At 71.6% G+C, this 18,806-nt stretch carries 21 protein-coding genes; 12 read left to right on the top strand and 9 right to left on the bottom strand.

Annotated elements, in window-relative coordinates:
- A partial coding sequence (locus BMG523DRAFT_RS24810; protein ID WP_043591895.1) for a MarR family winged helix-turn-helix transcriptional regulator occupies window positions 1-550 on the bottom strand: 550 nt, incomplete at its 3' end.
- A 78-nt stretch (window positions 551-628) separates the two neighbouring features.
- Between BMG523DRAFT_RS24810 and BMG523DRAFT_RS23570 the strand changes: the two genes are divergently transcribed.
- From BMG523DRAFT_RS23570 to BMG523DRAFT_RS19400, 5 genes are all read left to right on the top strand, one after another.
- Complete coding sequence (locus tag BMG523DRAFT_RS23570; RefSeq protein ID WP_235463252.1) at window positions 629-799, top strand: hypothetical protein; 171 nt, start codon at window positions 629-631, stop codon at window positions 797-799.
- 92 nt (window positions 800-891) lie between these two features.
- Complete coding sequence (locus BMG523DRAFT_RS19415; RefSeq protein ID WP_011436336.1) at window positions 892-1,344, top strand: deaminase; 453 nt, start codon at window positions 892-894, stop codon at window positions 1,342-1,344.
- Window positions 1,345-1,609: 265 nt separating this feature from the next.
- Window positions 1,610-1,915, top strand: a complete 306-nt coding sequence (locus BMG523DRAFT_RS19410) for a hypothetical protein (RefSeq protein ID WP_023841911.1) — start codon at window positions 1,610-1,612, stop codon at window positions 1,913-1,915.
- A complete protein-coding gene (locus BMG523DRAFT_RS19405; RefSeq protein WP_011436338.1) occupies window positions 1,912-3,000 on the top strand; it encodes a ferrochelatase in 1,089 nt (362 codons plus the stop codon). The genes BMG523DRAFT_RS19410 and BMG523DRAFT_RS19405 overlap by 4 nt, the downstream gene beginning before the upstream one ends.
- A 212-nt stretch (window positions 3,001-3,212) precedes the next feature.
- Window positions 3,213-3,728 (top strand): DUF3090 domain-containing protein, encoded by a 516-nt coding sequence (locus tag BMG523DRAFT_RS19400; RefSeq protein ID WP_011436339.1) that lies wholly within the window; start codon window positions 3,213-3,215, stop codon window positions 3,726-3,728.
- Between the two features lie 33 nt (window positions 3,729-3,761).
- Here the strand turns inward: BMG523DRAFT_RS19400 and BMG523DRAFT_RS19395 are convergent, their stop codons facing one another.
- The 4 genes from BMG523DRAFT_RS19395 to BMG523DRAFT_RS19380 are packed head-to-tail and all read right to left on the bottom strand — an operon-like array spanning window position 3,762 to window position 7,854.
- A complete protein-coding gene (locus BMG523DRAFT_RS19395; RefSeq protein WP_173645814.1) occupies window positions 3,762-4,556 on the bottom strand; it encodes a hypothetical protein in 795 nt (264 codons plus the stop codon).
- A gap of 29 nt (window positions 4,557-4,585) precedes the next feature.
- Window positions 4,586-5,398 (bottom strand): SGNH/GDSL hydrolase family protein, encoded by an 813-nt coding sequence (locus BMG523DRAFT_RS19390; protein WP_011436341.1) that lies wholly within the window; start codon window positions 5,396-5,398, stop codon window positions 4,586-4,588.
- A gap of 15 nt (window positions 5,399-5,413) precedes the next feature.
- The gene (locus tag BMG523DRAFT_RS19385) at window positions 5,414-6,598 is read right to left on the bottom strand and encodes a glycosyltransferase (RefSeq protein ID WP_043591893.1); all 1,185 of its coding nucleotides are present in this window, start codon (window positions 6,596-6,598) and stop codon (window positions 5,414-5,416) included.
- Entirely contained in the window at window positions 6,595-7,854 is a 1,260-nt protein-coding gene (locus tag BMG523DRAFT_RS19380) for a glycosyltransferase family 1 protein (RefSeq protein ID WP_198537839.1), read from the bottom strand. Before BMG523DRAFT_RS19380 ends, BMG523DRAFT_RS19385 begins: the two co-directional genes overlap by 4 nt.
- 398 nt (window positions 7,855-8,252) lie before the next feature.
- On the opposite strand from BMG523DRAFT_RS19380, the gene BMG523DRAFT_RS19375 reads away from it, so the two are divergent.
- Window positions 8,253-8,675, top strand: a complete 423-nt coding sequence (locus BMG523DRAFT_RS19375; RefSeq protein ID WP_011436344.1) for a DUF3099 domain-containing protein — start codon at window positions 8,253-8,255, stop codon at window positions 8,673-8,675.
- Window positions 8,676-8,726: 51 nt separating this feature from the next.
- A complete protein-coding gene (locus BMG523DRAFT_RS19370) occupies window positions 8,727-9,626 on the top strand; it encodes an S-adenosyl-l-methionine hydroxide adenosyltransferase family protein (RefSeq protein ID WP_043591892.1) in 900 nt (299 codons plus the stop codon).
- A gap of 45 nt (window positions 9,627-9,671) precedes the next feature.
- Here the strand turns inward: BMG523DRAFT_RS19370 and pucL are convergent, their stop codons facing one another.
- Window positions 9,672-10,565, bottom strand: coding sequence for a factor-independent urate hydroxylase (gene pucL, locus BMG523DRAFT_RS19365; protein WP_011436346.1), 894 nt, complete (start codon window positions 10,563-10,565; stop codon window positions 9,672-9,674).
- 805 nt (window positions 10,566-11,370) lie between these two features.
- Window positions 11,371-11,688: a hypothetical protein gene (locus BMG523DRAFT_RS26695; RefSeq protein ID WP_235463258.1), complete on the bottom strand. Its 318-nt coding sequence runs from the start codon at window positions 11,686-11,688 to the stop codon at window positions 11,371-11,373.
- Between BMG523DRAFT_RS26695 and BMG523DRAFT_RS19360 the strand changes: the two genes are divergently transcribed.
- The 5 genes from BMG523DRAFT_RS19360 (at window position 11,576) to BMG523DRAFT_RS26690 (ending at window position 17,060) form a co-directional block, all read left to right on the top strand.
- Window positions 11,576-12,718: an Ig-like domain-containing protein gene (locus BMG523DRAFT_RS19360; protein WP_235463257.1), complete on the top strand. Its 1,143-nt coding sequence runs from the start codon at window positions 11,576-11,578 to the stop codon at window positions 12,716-12,718. The two genes, BMG523DRAFT_RS26695 and BMG523DRAFT_RS19360, sit on opposite strands and share 113 nt — an antisense overlap.
- A gap of 413 nt (window positions 12,719-13,131) precedes the next feature.
- The gene (locus BMG523DRAFT_RS19355) at window positions 13,132-14,136 is read left to right on the top strand and encodes a phosphatase PAP2 family protein (protein ID WP_043591890.1); all 1,005 of its coding nucleotides are present in this window, start codon (window positions 13,132-13,134) and stop codon (window positions 14,134-14,136) included.
- Between the two features lie 265 nt (window positions 14,137-14,401).
- A complete protein-coding gene (locus tag BMG523DRAFT_RS19350) occupies window positions 14,402-15,493 on the top strand; it encodes an OmpA family protein (protein WP_011436349.1) in 1,092 nt (363 codons plus the stop codon).
- A 308-nt stretch (window positions 15,494-15,801) separates the two neighbouring features.
- Window positions 15,802-16,014, top strand: coding sequence for a bacterioferritin-associated ferredoxin (locus BMG523DRAFT_RS23565; protein WP_011436350.1), 213 nt, complete (start codon window positions 15,802-15,804; stop codon window positions 16,012-16,014).
- 494 nt (window positions 16,015-16,508) lie between these two features.
- Complete coding sequence (locus BMG523DRAFT_RS26690) at window positions 16,509-17,060, top strand: hypothetical protein (protein ID WP_235463251.1); 552 nt, start codon at window positions 16,509-16,511, stop codon at window positions 17,058-17,060.
- On the opposite strand, the gene BMG523DRAFT_RS19340 is transcribed toward BMG523DRAFT_RS26690, so the two are convergent.
- Window positions 17,061-17,699, bottom strand: a complete 639-nt coding sequence (locus BMG523DRAFT_RS19340; RefSeq protein WP_023841904.1) for a hypothetical protein — start codon at window positions 17,697-17,699, stop codon at window positions 17,061-17,063. It lies immediately after the preceding gene.
- A gap of 213 nt (window positions 17,700-17,912) precedes the next feature.
- Window positions 17,913-18,710, bottom strand: a complete 798-nt coding sequence (locus BMG523DRAFT_RS19335) for a FadR/GntR family transcriptional regulator (RefSeq protein ID WP_235463256.1) — start codon at window positions 18,708-18,710, stop codon at window positions 17,913-17,915.
- Window positions 18,711-18,806 lie beyond the last annotated feature (96 nt).

The raw sequence follows: 18,806 nt of genomic DNA, 5'->3' as shown, positions 1-18,806 counted from the left end.
ACTTCGCGCAGTGGGAGCGATCAAAGTAGCTGGGGACGTGGGGGCAGGGAACGAGCGTCAGCCGCTCCCCGCGCGGCCACGCGCGGCACGTGAGCGCGGACCGATCGAACGGCCGGTAGTAGACGATGGCCCCGCCATGGTCCAGCGGAGAGATGTAGTCGACCCATCCCAGCGGCGTAGCCATGCCAACCCGGACATCGGCAACGTCCACCGTCGCCGGGGCATCGGCCTGCGGGGCCTCATGGACGAGCCCCAGGGCGGTGCGGCCCGCGTCGGTCAGCCGGTACGGCCGGACACGAACCAGCCCCCCGCGCAGGTCACGGAACTGGTCAGGAACCTCGACGATCAGACCCTGCCTGACTAGGCTGTCGATCGTTCGGGCGTTGAGCGTGATCTCAGAGGCGCCGCGCGCCGAGAAGTAGCCGTGACCGACGCTGTCGGCCCGGTAAGAGACCGAGCCTTTGCGAACGACCCTCAGCGCGCGGCGCTGAGGGTCCGACAGCCGCAGGGCCTTGCTGGTGTGTGCGTCCATGGGGTCGACGGCACCCATCTCGCACTCGCACGGGCCTTCATCCACCGCACCCANCCGGACCCCGAACAGGCAGCCACCGCAGCAAGCGACGCCCTCATGATCGTTGACGGCAAGGAAGTGACCAACGGCCCGACCTTCAACCGGGCCGCCGGTATTTGGCGCACCCTCGCCCGCAACGAGGAGTGGGCACGGCTCGAACCCGTCCGCGACCTGGGCGAACAGGTCTCATCCGAGCGCCGTGCGCTCCCAGCAGGCCCAACCATCTAGATCGTTGCCAAAGTTCTCTACGGGGTCGAGTTCCGGCAGGCGATGGGCTCTTCGACGGTTGCCGGACCCGCCCGAGAAAGGACGAGCCCCTCATGGCCCAGATCGATGACCACCGGTGGATGACGCGGGCCATCGAGCTCGCTCACCGCTGCCCGCCCGCCACCGGTGCCTACTCGGTGGGTGCCGTCATCGTCGGCGAGAACGGCGAGGAGATCGCGTTCGGGTTTTCCCGCGAGGTCGACGACACGGTGCATGCCGAGGAGTCCGCGCTCGCGAAGGTCGCTCCCGATGACCCCCGTCTCGCCACCGCGACGATCTACAGCACACTCGAACCCTGCTCCCAGCGCATGTCGTGGCCACGCACCTGCACCCAGCTCATCCTGGAAGCGAAGATCCCCCGAGTGGTCATCGCCTGGCGGGAACCCAGCCTGTTCGTCGCCGACTGCCAGGGCTACGAACTGCTCGGCGCGGCCGGGGTCACGGTCGTGGGAATGCCCGAGCTCGGCGAGCGGGCCCGCGCCATGAAGGCTCACCTGGCCGTCTGATCATCGGCTGGATCACCCGCGATGGCGTCCGGGTGGGCCGGTGCCCGCCCCGGCTGCCGCGCGGGAGCCGGGGCAGGCGATCTTCTTGCCCGGCGGCGACGCATGTGGGGCGCGCCGACGGATATCGTAGATGGCGCGGCGTCGCCGTGCCGCCACGCCGCTGGCTGATCGAAACCAGGGGCGCGCCTTCCCTCTCAGTTGAGGTGGCTCAGCAGTTGAGGTGGCTGCGGCGGTGCGGTCGGCGCAACCGCGAGGGGGTGGGTCGGTGGGCGTGATCCGGGTGGAACCGTACGGCGGCCGCGACTTCGACGTCGAGGTCGCGGAGGAGACGTCTCCGGGAGTCCGCGGGCTCTCCTTCAACTACCGGGTGCGGGTCGATGACAAGGTGCTCACGGCGGTGGGGCTCTCGCCCGACGATGTGCCGGGCCTGATCGCGTTGGTCCGCGCGTCGTTCGCGTTCCTGCTCGCGCGGGAACCGGCCGGGTCCATCCTGCCCACCTTCGAGCTGTCCGAGATCACCCGCTACTTCCCGAGCTATCCGGCGGAGATCGCCGGCAGCGTGCCGAGATGAGCGGGGCCGGGGCATCGGGGGACGTCGGGGCATCGGGGGACGTCCGGGCATCGGGGGACGTGGACGCCCTGCTGCTCGTCTCGTTCGGGGGTCCCGAGGGGCCCGGCGACGTGTTGCCGTTCCTCCGCAACGTGACCAGGGGCCGGGACATCCCCGCCTCCCGGCTGGCGGTCGTCGCCGAGCAGTACCACCTGTTCGGTGGGCGTAGCCCCCTCAACGAGCAGAACCGGGCGCTGGTCACCGCGTTGCGTGCGGAGCTGCCCGGGCTGCCGGTCTACTGGGGGAACCGGAACTGGGCGCCCTATCTGACCGACACGGTCGCCCAGATGGCCGCCGACGGCATCCGGCGTGCCGCGTGCTTCGTCACCTCGGCTTTCTCGTCCTACTCGGGATGCCGGCAGTACCGGGAGGACCTCGCGGCAGCCGCCGCCGCGGTGGGGGACCGTGCGCCCGAGCTGGTGAAGCTGCGGCTGTTCTTCGACCATCCGGGGTTCGTGGAGCCGATGGTGGACCGCGGCGTCGCGGCGCTGGCCGACCTGCCGGCGAAGGTGCGTTCCGATGCCCATCTGATCTTCACCGCCCATTCGCTCCCCCTCGCGCAGGCCCGCGCCAGCGGGCGTGGCGAGGGCGCCTACGCTCGCCAGCTGCGGGCCACCGCGGCGGTGATCATCGAGGGGATCGAACGCATCACCGGCGTGCGTCATCCCTTCGACCTGGCCTTCTGCAGCCGCAGTGGATCGCCGGGCGTGCCGTGGCTCGAGCCGGACGTGCGCGATCGGCTCGCGCAGCTGGCCGCGGCGGGGGCCGCCAGTGCCGTGATCATTCCGCTGGGGTTCGTCAGCGATCACGTGGAGGTCCGCTACGACCTCGACGTGGGGGCCCTGGAACGGGCGCGGGAGCTGGGCCTGCCGGCGACGCGGGCGGGCACCGTCGGGGTGGATCCGCGGTTCGTCTCGATGGTGGGAGAACTGATCGAGGAGCTGCGTCGTCCCGGCGGTGTCCGACGGTCGCTGACCGGCCTCGGGCCATGGCCGGCGGACTGCCCCGCGCACTGCTGCGAGCCCCTCGGGCCGCCGCGGACCTGAACCCCCGCGGACCTGAATCCCCGCGGACCTGAATCCCCGCGGACCCGAATCCGGGGTGGTCCTGAATCCGGGAGGGTGGGCGAGGGCGGACCGCATGGCGATGCGGCCATACTGATGGTGAACCGAGGCTGATGGGGAACCGATACTGATGGGGAACGAAGCGATCAGAACCGAACGACGAAGCGAGTCAAGGTAACGGAGCGATCGGAGATATGCGGCGCTACGTGTTCGAATCCCCGGAAAGGTTCGTGGTGGGAACCGTCGGCCAGCCGGGTGACCGGGTCTTCTTCCTGCAGGCTGCTGGGCGTGGTCAGGTCGTGACGGTCGGTCTGGAGAAAACCGAGGTCACCGCCCTCGCGGAGGGGCTGACCGCGTTGCTCGGCCAGGTGGGCCAGACCCAGGGCATCGTGCTTCCGACCGCTTCGGACGTCGAGATCGATCTTGCCCCGCTGGATGCCCCGTTCGAGGAGGACTTCCATCTGGGCCAGCTCACGGTGTCCTGGGACGGCCATCGGGTCTTCGTCGAGGCGGCCGGGCTGTCTCCCGGGGAGTTCCGGCTCCCCGAGAGCGAGGACGAGCTCGACTCGTTGCGGGTGGGACTGTCGATCAAACAGGCCCGTGCCTTCATCGAACGGGCCCGCACGATCGTCGCCGCCGGGCGTCCACCGTGCGTCCTGTGCGGTCGCCCGGACGATCCGGCCGGGCACTTCTGCCCTCGGCTGAACTGACCGGAGCCGGCCGGGGCGGACAGCCGGCGATCGTCAGTTCGAGGGCGGCACGGGGGCATACGTCGGGTCGAAGGCGTCGTAGGCCGCCGCATAGGCGCGACGCACCGCCGCGGAAAGGTTGCGCAGCGCCGCGGACCTGCGGGCGATCTCGCTCGCGGTCACCGCGGCACCGTCGTCCCGGGCGGCGAGGTCGAGCAGGGTCGACAACCGCTCCGCCCGGGCCAGCAGGGCGTGCGCCCCCGGTGGATGGCCCGGGCCCAGCCCCGGGCCCGGGTCATCCACCCCGCGGTCGCGCAGCAGGGCGAGCACCTCGGGGCGGGCGCTTGCGATGTCGAGGTCGATGAGCGCGGCCGTCGTGGTGCGGATCGCGTTGCTGAGGTCGTGTTCCGCGGCGCGCAGGCCGGCTCCGGGCGGTGGCACGCGGGACGCGACGAGCACCCGCCAGTGCACCGACTCCAGCCGCCCCTCCAGGGCCGGCCCGTGCACGACGACCCCGGGGACGAGCACCAGCGGCGGGTTCGGGCCGATCACGATGATCGCCTCTCCGGCGGTGATCGCGTCCCTGTTCACCTCCGCCGGGCCGGGCAGGCCGGTGGCGTCCCCGGGGGCGGGCAGGACCAGCCGGAGCCGTTGCGCTCCGGCCGAACGCAGGGCTCCCAGGCCCAGCACGAGCGGCTCGTCGCCGAGGGTGTGCGGCGCCGCCTCGCCACCGAGCGCGCGGTGCATCTGGGTGATGACGTCGTCGAGCCCGACGAGCCCGGCAAGCCACGCATTGCCCCATCCGGTGAGGACTCCGGACCGGGGCGACGCTGACAGGGCGGGAAGCACATTGCCTACCGTAGGCAATCGAGGAGCCTTCAGGCTCGCCGAGGGGGCCGTACCAGACCTTTTTCCGGGTGATATCGCCATTTGTCGCCTCTGGGCAGGCACCGCCCGGCCAGCCAGGGCAGGCCCACGCTCAGCAGCCAGTAGGAGTGCTCGATGATTCCCGGAGCCGGTTCCTCATGATCGGGTCCGTCCGGCAGACCCACGAGTGGTACCCCGGCGTGCGACAGACGGTGGGCGAACGCCTGCGCGATCAGGCGGTGGCCGCGTGGCCCCGGGTGGATCCGGTCCACGTCGAAGCTGGACCGGCTGCGCACCGCAGGGTGCCCGCCGAGGTCGACCATCAACACTCCGGGGTCCGTCCGGGCCGCGGCCTGGACCGCCGCGTTGAGCCGTTCGACCCGTTCGCTCAGGATCCGGCCGAACGGCGCCGGCACCGGGAGCAGCCGGCTGGGATCGGGCATGGTAGCGGTGAGGACGACGACTCCGTCGGCCCGCAGGCGGCCCACCGTCCAGACCAGGTCCTGGCGTAACCGCAGTGGATCGAACGTCGGTTTCAGCACGTCGTTCATGCCGGCGATCACGCTGGCGATCTGGGGGCCCAGCGACAGGGCGACGGGAAGCTGACGGGTACGCACGTCGTGTGTGGTCGCTCCCGTGGTGGCCAGATTGGTGAATTCCATGGCGCCGGCCGGGCCCAGGCACGCGGCGAGCCGGGCGGCGAAGCCCCGTCCTCCCGTCGCGGGGCGGCGGTGTTCGCGTCCCATCGTCACGCCGTCGCCGAGGCCGACCGTGATGCTGTCGCCCAGCGCGACGAACCGCCGGGATCCGGTGCCGGAGTCCATGGCTCTGCCCGCCTTTCAGGCCGCGAGCGGCGGCGCCGGTGGCTGCGGGAAGGCCGTGCCCGGGGCGGCCGGACCGGGCGAGTCGTGACAGGCAAGGAAGCCCGCGACCGTGGCCGACCAGGGGAACTGCTCCGCGCGGGCCCGGGCCGCGATCCGGCGCGCGTGGATCTGCGCAGGCGAGGCGGACAGCAGGTCCACGACGGCGTCGGCGAACGTGAATCCGCTGCCCGCGGCGATCGTGCCCACTCCCGGGACGATCAGCTCGGCGAGCGCGCTGGCGTGGTGCACCACTGCCGGGGTGCCGCTGGCGAGCGCCTCCAGAGCGGCCAGCCCGAAGGTCTCCACCGGGCCGGGGGCGAGCGCGAGGTCGGCGGTCGCCAGCAGGCCGGAGAGCCGTTCCCGGTCGGCCACGAACCCGAGGAAGGTCACCGGCAGCCCGGCCGCATGCCGTTCCAGCCGGCCCCGATGGGCCCCGTCACCGGCGATCACCAGGCGCGCCGGCACCCGGCGGCGGACGAGTTCAGCTGCCGCGTCCACGGCGAGGTCGACCCGCTTCTCCGGTGCCAGCCGGCTGGCCACCACCAGCAGCGCCTCCTGGTCACGGGCGAAGGCGCGTCGCAGGGTCAGGTCGTGGTGGGCGGAGGAGAAACGGTCGAGCTCGACGCCGAGCGGAACGTGGCGCAGGTTGCCGGCGCCGATGCGGACGAACTCCGCCGCCGCCCAGGCCGTCGTCGCCACTACGGAGTCGAAGGCGGCCGCGAGCGAGGCGTTCGCCCGGTCCGCGGCTGTCGAGACCGGCAGGACTCCCCGCAACGGTGCGGGTGTCCAGGTGCCGAGCAGGCGGTCGAGCCGCTCGTGGCTGACGACCAGCGACGGCACCCCGCGACGGCGGGCCCATCGGGCCAGTGGACGCAGGGTCGCCCGGTCGTGGACCTCGAGTCGGTCGGGCCGTTCCCGGTCGAGCAGGTCGGCGACGCGCCACGGCTCGGTGATGATCCGGTAACCGGTTCCGGGTAGCCGGGGGGCGCGCAGTTGGAGCACGCGGGCATCCGGCCGGACCAGTTCGGCGTCCTGCTCGCCCGGAATGATCTGGACGACCTCGTGGCCCGCCGCGGTGTAGCCGGCGGCGAGGTGGCGCAGTGTCGTCCGGATGCCGCCGGAGGCCGGCGCGACGAAGTTTGCCGCCTGCACGATCTTCATGCTGACCACCCGTCGTCGTTTCCCGTCCCGGGCCGCTTGCGTGCGTCCCATCCGTCCCGTCGTCCGCCCCGCCGTCCGCTCCGTCCCTCGATGACCGGGCCGGGGTGCCTGAGGCGGCCGAAGCGACCGGCCCCGCCGCCGGTGCCGAGCACGTCACGGTAGTGGCCGAGCAGCTCGTCGCCGATCGCGCTCCACCCGCATCCCGCGACCGACTCCCGGGCCGCCGCACCCATCGCCACCCGACGAGGGAGGTCGTCGGTCAGGGCCGCGACCTGCGCCCGCAGGGCCGCGGGGTCGCCGGGAGTGTAGTGCAGCCCGGTGCGGCCGTGCTCGACAACGTCAAGCAGCCCGCCCGCCGCAGGGGCGACCACCGGTACCCCGCTCGCCTTGGCCTCCTGCGCCGCCTGGCAGAATGTCTCGTGGATGCCGGTGTGGACGAAGACGTCGAGGCTCGCGACCGCGGCCGAGAGCTCCTGCCCGGCGCGGAATCCGAGGAACGCCGCGTTCGGCATCGACCGGGCCAGGGTGGGACGGGAGGGGCCGTCACCGACGACGACGAGCCGGGTGTTCGGGATGTCGGACACCGCTCCGAGCAGCTCCACCCGCTTCTCCCGGGCCAGCCGGCCGACGTAGCCGACCAGGACCTCGCCGTTCGGAGCGAGGCGGCGGCGCAGCTCGTCGTCCCGGTGCGCCGGGTGGAAACGTTCGAGGTCCACCCCCCGACTCCAGCGGGCGACCCGTTGCACGCCCTGGCTCAGGAGGGTGTCGACGGCATCCCAGGACGGCGCGAGGGTCCGGGCCGCGAGCCGATGTACGATGGCGAGCCAGTGCCAGATCGTGCGTTCCGCGGTGGCCAGCCCGTAGCGGGCTGCGAACGCGGCGATGTCCGTCTGGTAGACGGCGATGCTCGGTATGCCGAGGCGCCGCGCCGCGAACACCGCCTGCGCCCCGAGGCCGGCGGGCGCCGCCAGATGGACGATGTCCGGGTTGAACTCCCGTAAGGCGGCGGGAAGCCCGGGCCACGGGACTGCGAAGCGAAACGCCGGGTAACCCGGTAGGGGAGCCGACGGTGCCCACAGCACCGGTGCGCCGGCGTGGCTGCGCGCCGCCGCGCGTCGGGCGGCGGGCGCCGGAGCCGGCGCGATGACCATCGCCTCGTGCTGCCGGTCCCGCAGATGTTCCAGCACTCGACAGACCGTGTTCGTCACCCCGTCAACATGGGGGAGGAACGACTCGGTGATCACCGCTATGCGCACACGAGCACGGTGGCAGGGCATGGAGCCGTGCCGCAGACGGCCAGCCGACCGTTACATGAACGTTCTGGCACAGCTTGGTGCACCGTACGGGTGCACACGACCGGCTGTTCATCCGGTCGGCGGATCCGGGCCGGATTCCCGTCCGACATGGTGCCACTTGACATGATACTGCTTGACATGTTGTCACTTGAGGTGGTGTCACCTGACATGGTGCTAGCTGACATGGTGCTAGCTGACACGGTGTCGTCCGACACGGCGCCCGGCGGACGCCGTGGTTCCTGGTCCGCACCGTCGCACGCCGGCCGCCGGCATTTTCCCCGGGCGCCGGTGAGGAGGATATTTGGAGGCACGGGGCGGCGCACCGGTCGGGGAGTGAGAGCCATCGAGGTGTACGCGTGATGTTCAGGCGGCAGGACACGGTCCTGATCACGTCCGCGGCCCGGTCGCGGCAGTGGGACATCCATCGGCGGGAGGTGCGTTACCTCCTCTCGATGATGTTCCGGATGCTCTGCTTCGTGCTCGCCGTGGTCGCCTTCCACGGCTGGCTACGGTTCGTCGCCGTCGCGATGGCCGTGATCATTCCGTGGGTCGCGGTGGTCATCGCCAACGGTGGTCCGACGCCCGAACGCGACCGGCCCGTCAGCTACGATCCGGGCCAGCCGGCGGCGGGCGAACTGCCGGCCCTGGAGGCCGATCCCCACCGGGTGGTCGACAGTGAGGGCTGGGTGGATGACGAGGGCTGGGTGCACGGCCATCCGGACCCACCGGGCCGGGACGGCACCGGGCTCGGCGAGGCGTCCGTCTCCGGGCCATCGGGTTGACGTCAGCCATCGGGTTGACGTCAGCCATCGGGTTGACGTCAGGTTGAGCCGGTGAGGTGCATCAGCTTCACCACTGACTACGGACTCGCCGACGGCTTCGTCGCAGCCTGCCACGGGGTGATCCTGCAGACGGTGCCGGATGCCCGGATCATCGACGTGACCCACCTGGTGCCGCCGGGGGACGTGCGGCGGGGGGCGGCCGTGCTCGCCCAGACGGTGGGTTCCCTGCCTCGGGGGGTGCACCTCGCCGTGGTGGATCCCGGGGTGGGCACGTCGCGCCGGGCCCTGGCACTGCGCGCGGTCGGCGGTCACCTGGTCGGGCCGGACAACGGCCTGCTGATCTCCGCGGCCGAGCGGCTGGGGGGGATCGAGGCCGCGGTCACGCTGGAGGTGCGGCCCGCAACCCCCGCGACGTTCCACGGCCGGGACGTCTTCGCCCCGGTGGCTGCCGCCCTGGCGCGCGGGACACCGCTCCAGGAGGTCGGTGAGCCGGTGGAGCCGGCGACCCTGGTCCGTCCCCTGGCGGCCCTGGCCCGGCTACGCCCGGATGGGACCGTGGAGACCGAGGTGGTCCTCGTCGACACGTTCGGCAACGTCCAGCTCGCGGCCTCCGGCGCGCTGCTCGGCGCGGCCGGGCTGCGCCCGCCGGGTCGGGCGGTGCTGCGACCGCTCCGGCGGGACCGCCTGACCGGGGCCGAGCAGGCGGCCGGCCCGCTCGCGGCCGCGGGCCCGATGACTGAACTGGCCGTGGGGGTCACCTTCGGCTCCGTCGGCCCGGGGGAGGCGGTGCTCTACGTCGACTCGGCGGGGATGGCGGCCCTCGCCGTGCGCGACGGTGACGCCGCGCATGCCCTCACACTTATGCCCGGCGACCGCCTTACGCTGCGCCGCTGGGACGGGCGTCCGGGACAGGCGTCCCGTGAACAGGCGTCCGGGACAGGCGTCCCGTGAACAGGCGTCCGGGACGCCGCACCGCCTGTCGGGGGTCCGCACCGGTCAGCAGAATCCCGGGAGGGTCAGCCAGCTCGGCCCCGGGTCGGGAGCGTCATCGCGCAGGACCGTTCCCTCGATCTTGCCGTACGGCCGGTCCGCAGCGTAGTAGACCGTGTTGGGATTATCGAGCCCGAACGGTTCTAGATCAACCAGAAAGTGGTGTTTGTTCGGCATTGACAGGCGGATTTCGGCGACGTCGGCGTGCGCGGTCAGCGCCGCCTCGCCCATCCGGTACAGGGTCTGTTGCAGAGCCAGGCTGTGGAGGCTCGCGAAGGTGCTGACCAGAGCCGTCCGTACCCCGTCGAACAGCCGCCCGAAGTCGAGGTCTGACTGGGCGTAGCGCCAGCGGGCGGTGACCTCTGTCGCCAGGATGCGGTCTGTCGTCTCGGGCAGTGTGGTGTACCGGTCGCGGAGAAACCCCGAGAATTCCGAGCCGGTCGACTTCAGCAGGACCAGCCCGGCGAGTCCGGACACGACGAAGGCCGTGCCACGGTCGAGGGTGACGACCGTCGTCCTTTTCTCCCCAGCCGACCTGCTGAAGGCATGGTCGTGCGGCACCCCATCCACCTGGATGCGGTCCCACCGGTACTGCTCGATTTCTATCCGGGCGCCGTCGATCCCCGGGAGGGATCCGGCGAAATGGTGACCCAGCCGGATCGCGAAATCCTCGATCTGGCCGATTCCGTGCTCGCGGGCGAAGGCGTAGACGGTGTTTTTCTGCGCGTCCGTGGTGAGCACGTGCGCATTGTCGCCGGACAGGTGCGCGGCGGCGAAGTCACCACGAAGCGCGGTGGAGACGTTCAGATCGGTGATCTGGTGCACCGGTCCGTTCCGCGCCACGTGGACGAGACGGACCTCCGCCTTTCCATACTGATTGGGCCCGAGAACGATCGCCATGTGGCCTCCCTGTCGTGGGACGGTCATTTCCCTTGTCCGGAGTGCGCCTTTCGCCCGACCGGGTCGATCGGCCTGCCGTGGGTCCGACCGTCCCGGCGCCGCACCGGTGTCGTGCCGGCACCGGTGCGGTCCGGAGACCGCCGAACGTGGCCCGACCATTCTGCTGGACCGGGTGACATCCCGGACCGACGGTGAGTTTCGCGCGCCCGACTCGTGCCGTTCGTCGTGCCGCCCGGCGCCCCGGCCTGTCGCCCCGGCCTGTCGCCCCGGTCTGTCGCCTGGGTGCCCCTCCGAGCCGTGTGGACCGCGGGGGTGGGATCACGCGGTGGTGGCCCGTCCGGGCGGCTTCCGGCAATGGAAAGCCAGTGAGACGTCAATGGTCCCGCATGCCGGCGGTGCCGTGTACCGCCCAGTCGTCTCTGGTTGCGGAAACTCATCTGCGCGGGTGACGGGTTGCGTCTTCTTTGATATCGCCGTGGGTTCTGGCCGTCGTTTCGGGTGGTCGGTGAAATGTCCTCCGGGGCGGGCAACCTGGGAAGGCGTTCGTGCGTCAGAAGGGGAGAAGGGGAGGGGTGTATGTGGGACGCCTGGAGAGTGCTACTCTCCGTATTAAGATGCTCGACACCGGGTGATGATCTGCCGGTTGGCGCCGTAGATTACGCTGATCGAGGGTACGTGGGGTTGATCTCTGGGTACCGTTCGGACGTAGCTTCCCGTCCGGCGATGCTGCCGGCGCGGTCTTCGGGAGGGGGCATTACATGTCTCGCTCGGTAATGATTCCCCCGCGTATTTCCCGTGGGTGGGGTCACTCGGCCAGGCCGGAATCCCGGCCGGCGGAATCGCCTGGTCGCCGGCCCCGGCGGTGGCCGGGGGGGACGCTTCTGCTCGCCGCGGTGCTGTCCGCGGCGGCCTGTTCCGGCGGGGGGGCGTCACCGGCGCCGGCCGGGGCCACCCCCGCCCCGGATCCGGCGGCGAGCGTGACGGTCACGCCGAGGGACGGCGCTACCGGGGTGGCGCTGACCAGCCCGATCGTCGTGCGCGGCAACGCCCCGCTGGCCGCGGTCTCCGTCAACCGGGGGGCGAGCGCGTCGGAGAAGACGGAGCCGGGGACAATGCCCGGCACCTTCTCGGCCGATCATCGGACCTGGACATCCTCCGGCGGGCTGTTCGCCGACTCGCGGTACGACGTCGAGGCGTCAACGTCCCCGGCGACGGGCATCGCCGGGACGACGTCGGTGCGGACCAGCTTCGTGACCGGCGTCCCGGCGAAGTCGTTCAAGGTCTCCTGGGAGCCGGTCGCGGGCCAGACCGTCGGGATCGGCGCGCCGATCAGCCTGACGTTCAGCGCCCCCGCGTCCAGTCGGGCCGCCGTCCAGAGCCGGCTGGTCGTACGGACCGATCCGCCGGTCCTCGGCGCGTGGAACTGGCTGTCGAACCGGGTCGTCATGTGGCGACCGGAGGGGTACTGGAAGCCCGGGACGAAGGTGCACGTCGAGGCTAACTTCGCCGGCTACGACGCGGGCGGGGGCCGGCTCGGGGTCAAGGACCGGGCGATGGACTTCGTCATCGGCTCCGCCCAGGTCTCCAAGGTCGACTCGGCCACCCACACGATGAAGGTCTTCCGGGACGGGCAACTGCTGCGCACGATGCCGGTCAGTCTCGGCAGACCCAGTCTGCCGAGCATGGACGGCCCGCACAACGTGCTGGGCAAGTCACCCGAAGTGATCATGGACTCGGCCACCGTGGGCATCCCCCAGGGCAATCCGGACTACTACTACGAGAAGGTCCAGTGGGCGGTCAACTACACCAGTGGCGGGCAGTACGTGCATTCCGCCCCCTGGTCGGTGCCCTCCCAGGGGCGAGCCAACGTCTCCCACGGGTGCGTGAACGCCTCACCCGCCGACGCCCAGTGGTTCTACAACTTCACCCGGCTCGGTGACATCATCGACATCGTCAACACCGGTCGGCCGCCGGACACCTCACAGCTCGGCAACGCGTGGTCGGTCCCCTGGGCCACGTGGAAGGCGGGCAGCGCGCTGCCGGTGTCCGACCAGCTCGCCCCCGTGGTGAGCCTCGACTCCGCGGTGAGCACAGTCACGCCCGGGCCCGTGACCGCCACCCCCAGGACCGGCGCGGCGGGCGCCGGCGCCTGACCGGGCGATCGCGGCCTCGCACCCGCGGCAGCGTGGACGACGCCCGGCCCGACCGGTTCGGTGCCGGGCGTCGCCAATGTGCGCCCTCGGCCGCTCCCACCGCTATGGCGGGGGCGGGATGGCGCGCGGTGGCGGGGTGGCGGGACGGGGACAGCCGGTCAGGGGGAGGAGTCGGGCGGGCGAGCAGGCGGTGAATTTCCGTCCGGGGGAGGTGTCGTAAACGACGGATCGGCCCGTGACGGTCGCGAACGGCTCATGCTGTTGAGTAAGGGTATGGAGAGCGAGCTGTCGAGACGCTCCGGCCCGTCGCGACGGTCGGTGCGCCGGTCCGTTCGCGCGTGCGGTCCTGCCCGAGGGCGTCGAGGCGCGCGGGCGCGGCGTCTCGTGCGGGTGCGACGTTCGAGAGGTGCATAGTGAGGCGCTTGCGCAACCAGACCACCGGCCTGCTGGTCTGGTGGGTCGAGGTGCTGATGCTGGTGATCCTGTACTACTCCTACACCGGCACCCGTGCCGTGGCCGACGCCTCCACCGGCGAGGCGATGCGGATGGGCCACGATCTCCTGCGCCTGGAGACCTTCCTGCATCTCGATCCCGAGCTCGGGCTCAACCGCTGGTTGCAGAGTGTACCGGTGCTGGCGGTCGTCTGTTGTTACTACTACGCGACGCTGCACTTCGTCGTGACGCCGGCCCTGCTGGTGTGGATGCATCGTCGGCACCCCCCCCGGTACGCTCAGGCCCGCTGGACGCTGGTGATCACCACTCTGATCTGCCTGGTCGGGTTCTTCCTGTTCCCGACCGCCCCGCCCCGGTTGCTCACCGGCACGTCCTATGTCGACACCATGTCCCACTTCGAGGGCTGGGGATGGTGGAGCGGTAGCGCGAGCGCCGCCCCGGACGGGCTGGAGGGACTGACGAACCAGTACGCCGCGCTCCCGTCGCTGCACTGCGCATGGTCGTTGTGGTGCGGTTTCCTGCTGGTGCGCTTCGGGCGCCGACCGCTGGTCCGGGTACTCGGCGCGCTTTATCCGGCGGCGACCCTGTTCGTCGTCATGTCGACGTCGAACCACTATCTCCTGGACGCGGTCGCCGGATGGGCGGTCCTGGGCGGCGCCGCCGGTGCGGTCGCGCTCGTCGCCGGGTGGCGGTCCCGGGTCGGTTTCGTGGGGAGTGCCGCTGGGCAGCCGGCCGTGCCGGGAGCCGGATCGCAGCTTGCGCCGAACGCGCTGGCACCGGTGTCCGTGCCACTGCCGTCTCCGCCGCCGTCTTCACCGGCGCCGCCGCCGTCTTCACTGGCGCCGCCGCCGTCTTCACTGGCGCCGCCGCCGTCACCGGTGCCTCCGCCCGCCCCGCCGGCCACCTCCAGCATGGCGATGCGGGTCACACCGGTGGCGCGAGCCGATGGAGCGCACGCGAACTGATCGCGGTGGGTGGCCGGTGCCGATCCGACCGGTGCCGATCCGACCGCTGTCGGCCTGGTGTGGCTCCCCAGGTGGGTGCATCTTTCGCCCCGATGCGTTACTTCTGGGACCGATGTGCGAAAGTTGCGGGACAGCGGTTTTCCCGGCCGCGTCCGACCTTGCGGCACCCCTCTCCCCACACCACCTCGAAGATCGGCCCTGTCCCGACGATCAGCGCCACCTCGAAGATCCCGCGTCCGGTCCGATCCCGCTCGGAGTCCGATCGATGTCCCTGTCCACGACCGTGCGTCTGCAACGTCCGCGCCCGGTCGCCTTCGCCATCGCACTCGTGCTGGCGTGGTTGCTGCTTGCCCTTGTCGCGTTCGCCCTGCGCCGCGGTCCCATTGAGGATGATCTCGCAGCCCGGGCGACCGCGGCGGTCCGGTCCACCGGCGGCGTGCACGCCCAGGTTCACGTCGAGGGGCGTGAGGCGGTTGTCACCGGTCGTTTCCCGAGTGCCGCCGCCGCCGAACAGGCGCGAGCCTCGGCCGCGGTCGCCGGCACGACCTCCGCGCGTCTCGGCGACGACGTGGTCATCGCGACCGAACCTGCGCGCCCCCTGGTGCTCGCTGTGGCCGGCCGAGGACTGTCGATCACGGCGACCGTGCCCGACCGGGCGAGCCGTGCCGCGTTGCTCGCTGCCGTGGCGGACGCGAGCGGCGGCTCGGTGACCGGTGAGGTCCGGGTCGACCCGGCCGTGGCGGAGCCGCCGGTGGAGGTGGTGGCCGCCGTCGCGGCGGCGCTGCGCGGTTTTCCCGGGAGCCACTCGGTCACGGTCTCCGGGACGACCGTGGCGGTGGCCGGCAGTGCCCCCGACGAGGCCACGAGGCGGCGCCTCGGCGCCCAGGTGCTGGCAGCGGCCGGTACGACCGTCCCCGATGCCACCCTGGACAACCGGCTTGTCGTCCCGCGCGAGAAGCCTGCCGCCGCGGCGGCGAAGTCCACCTCCGATGCCGGGGCCCTCGCGGCCCTACGCGCCGCCCTCGACGCTCGGAACGTGACGTTCCCGGTCGGCGCAGCAACGCTGAGCCCCCCGGCCCGCCTTTGGCTTGACCGGGTGGCGGCGGCGCTGCGCGCCGGCCGGGTCGTGGTCCTGGTCGGCGGCCACGCCGACGCCTCCGGGTCGGCGACCCTCAATCAGGCGTTGTCTCTGGACCGGGCCCAGGTGATTGCCGACTACCTGACGGACCGGGGCGTACGTCCCGACCTCATACGCGTCGCCGGGTTCGGTTCCCGGTGGCCGGTGGCCGACAACGCCACGCCTCGGGGACGGGCGGCCAACCGTCGGGTCGAGATCGTTCCGTGGCCCGACAGCTGATTCTGGGCGAGCCGGATCTCGGCTGATCCGGCCGATCTGCAGTCCGGCCGGATCTCGGGCCCGGCGGGACTGTCGGGTCCGGCCGATTTCCGGCCCAGTGCCACGATGATGTCGCGGATGCGCGACTGTCTTGCCTGCGGCGGGTGGCCCATGGCATCCTCTGCTTAGGGAAGCCTTAGCTAAGGCCGCTCCACGGGGTCGACCGCTCCACGGGGTCGAAGGATCATCGACAGATCGACGGATCGACAGGGTCGCGAACTGCCGCTTGGCCGTCCGCGTGCTGGCTGTCTCGGGCGTGGTGAGGTGCGGTGCTCGTCTGTTCGTGCTTCGCGGTGTCCGACCGGTTGCTACGCAACGTGATCGCCTCGGGTGCCTGCGACGTTGACGCCGTCGGCGAGCGATGTGATGCCGGGACGGGCTGTGGCGGCTGTGTGGAGGAGATTGCCGAGCTGTTGGGTGAGGCGTCCGCGCGCCGCGGCAGTCCGGTTGCCAGAGCGGGGCAGGGTTCCGGATCGGGTTAGGGCCGCGTGGCGGCCGAAGTGCCGCCGTTGCCGTCGTCACGGAACATCATCAACGCTCTGAGTACGGTCGCGTTCCTGGCCCGTCGGCTACGGAATGAGACCGGCTATGACCGATATCTCGGACCGCCGGCGGACCGGCCCGCCTCCGCGGTGACCGTGCATCGGGCCAGGTGACCGTCATGCTCGGGCGGTGTCCCCGCGCCCGGACACATCCGGTCCACCCGCGAGCTACCGCGTGGAGCTACCGCGTGCTGGGATCACCCTCGCGCTGCCACGACGGCATACGGATGACCCACCCCGACATTGCCGGCTACCGTGGGCCAACCGGCCGAAGTCCGCCTGAGAGGTAGCATCGGCCGGTCGATCCGGCCGAGCCGCGACGCCCCGCTGGTTGCGAGGCACGAGGTCGGCGACGGCGCTGAGTCGGCTGCGCCAGCCGGATCGCGGGCGATGCCTACGGGTACGGTACGGTGCCCCGTGAGGAGGTCGTGGCGATGTCCGCTCGCCAGGTGCGGCGGTTTCAGCTGGAGCGTGACGTTGACGTCTCCGGCGTCTCCGGGACGGGTGCGGTCGCGTTCGGGGCGCAGGCCCCCGACGGCACCTGCGTGCTGTGGTGGGACTCCGAACACGATTCCATCGGGATCTATCCGACGATGGAGACGCTGCTTGCCATCCACGGACACGGCGGTAGTACCCGCGTCGTCTACATCGACGCCGCCGACCAGACCGTCCCCGCGGTTGCGGTGGGGCCCGCCGCTTCGGCCGTTCCCGTCCTCTCCGCGGCGTCGCCCGTCCCGGGTCCGGCGTCGCCCGTCCCGGGTCCGGCGTCGCCCGTCCCGGGTCCGGCGTCGCCCGTCCCGGGTCCGGCGTCGCCCGTGCCGAGCCCGGGGTCGCTGGCCACCCCGGCCCGGTCGGCCCGGCCGAATGCGCCCCTGCGTGCCGCACCGTCGCTACGCCTCGGTTCCGCGGCGCGTTCGGCCGCCGCGGCTCGTGGCCCGCGTCCTTCGCCGACCCGCAAGACGCAGCCCGGGGGTGACGGCCGCTGATCAGGTCAGCGGGCGGAAGCAGGCGGTGGTCCGTTCCTGCGGGTCTACGGTGTAGAGCGCCAACGTGCCCGCCATCTCCTTCGGATCCACGCCGTTGTCGAGCATTTGCCGGTGCAGGCCCGCCATCATGGGCAGGGCGTAATGCACCAGAATCGACGTGATGTCGGCGGGATGGCGCAGCGCCTCGCGAAACTGTTCGTCGGTCGCCGCGTCGCTGGTGAGAGCGGCGAGGACGCCGAGCCGAATCCGCCCGGCGAGGTTCTCCCAGAGCTGGGCGTTTTTCGGGGCCTCCGGTCCTCGCCAGATCCCCGGGAACGCCAGGTCGGCGACGACGGCGGTCGGCTGTCGTCCCGTCCGGAGATGTATCGCGACGACCCACATCGCCATGAGCCAGCACATCCCGCGCAGGGTGTGCAGCGGATCGACCATCATCTGCTCACGGAGGTGCCGCTCGGACTGCGGGCGGCTGGCCGGAGCCAGCCAACCGCAGACGAGACGTTCGAGGTCGACGATCTGGACCATGGGCAGGTCCGCGGGGTGCGGCCGGGCCAGCGCGGCGGCCCGGTTGGACTCGGGGTCGACCAGGGCGAGCGCGCCCGGATCGGAGAGTGTCTGCCAGGCCAGACCTGCCGACGGCATGCGGCACACGGTAACGCGAAACGCGGCGCACCGACCACAGCATGGCGGCATTGTGTGGCATTCGACGGTTGCCTCACCGCCGATTCTCTGGATGTGTCGTCGTGGTCTCCACCGGAGGACCGATGCCGCGCCCACAGCGGTCCCCGGATCCGGGAGGAGCGTCGCGAACGGCAAGCGGACGCCCGGGGTTCACTCCTCGCCGAGGAGATCTGACTACTCGCCGAGGAGGTCGAGGGGGGTGGTGGGTTGGTGGGGGGTGTGGGGGGTGGTGGTGAGGTGGTGGCGCCAGAGGGTTTCGGCGGCGTCGGGGTCGTGCTGGGTGAGGTGGGTGAGGAGCTGGTGGTGGGTGGTGTGCTGGTGGCGCAGGGTTGGCAGGTCGGGGATGGGGGTGGGGGTGTCGGGGGTGGTGGCGTCGAGGATGTGCCGGAGCATGCTGGTGATCATGGTGAGGGTGTGGTTGGTGGTGGTGTCGAGCAGCAGGGTGTGGAAGCGCAGGTGGCGGGTGTGGATGTCGGTGGGGTCGGGGGTGGGGGTGGTCAGGGCGTGGTCGGTGGCGGTGAGGTGGGCGGTGAGGGTGGTCAGGGTGTGGTCGGTGGCGGTGGTGGCGAGGAGGCGGATGGCGGTGGGTTCGAGGTGGGTGTGGGCGGTGTGGATGTCGGCGAGGGTGGTGTGGCGGTGTTCGAGGACGAGGGCGGTGTAGCGGGCGGCGACGTCGCCGTTGGGGGTGTGGACGCGGGCGCCGCCGTGGGCGCCGCGGCGGACGGAGATGAGGGCTTCGGATTCGAGGACGCGGAAGGCTTCGCGCAGGGTGGGGCGGGAGACGCCGAACTGTTCCATGAGGACGGCTTCGGGGGGTAGGGCGTCGCCTTCTTGGAGTTCGCCGCGGACGATCTGGCGGCGTAGGTGGGCGGCGACGAGTTCGGCGGTCTTGGGGACGCGGACGTGTTGGCCGACGCGGTTGGTGGCTAGCAGGGGGGTGGGNAGGGGGTGGCCGGGGCCGGTGGCGGTGATGCCGCCGATGCCGGGGGTGCCGGTTCGGGTGATTGTCGTGGTGGTGTCCCGGGCGGGGCGCGACTCGCGGTCGTCCGTCTCCCCCGGGCGGGCCAG

Source organism: Frankia sp. BMG5.23 (assembly GCF_000685765.2).
Classification (GTDB): Bacteria; Actinomycetota; Actinomycetes; order Frankiales; family Frankiaceae; genus Frankia; species Frankia casuarinae.
This window is presented reverse-complemented; position numbering and strand designations above follow the sequence as displayed.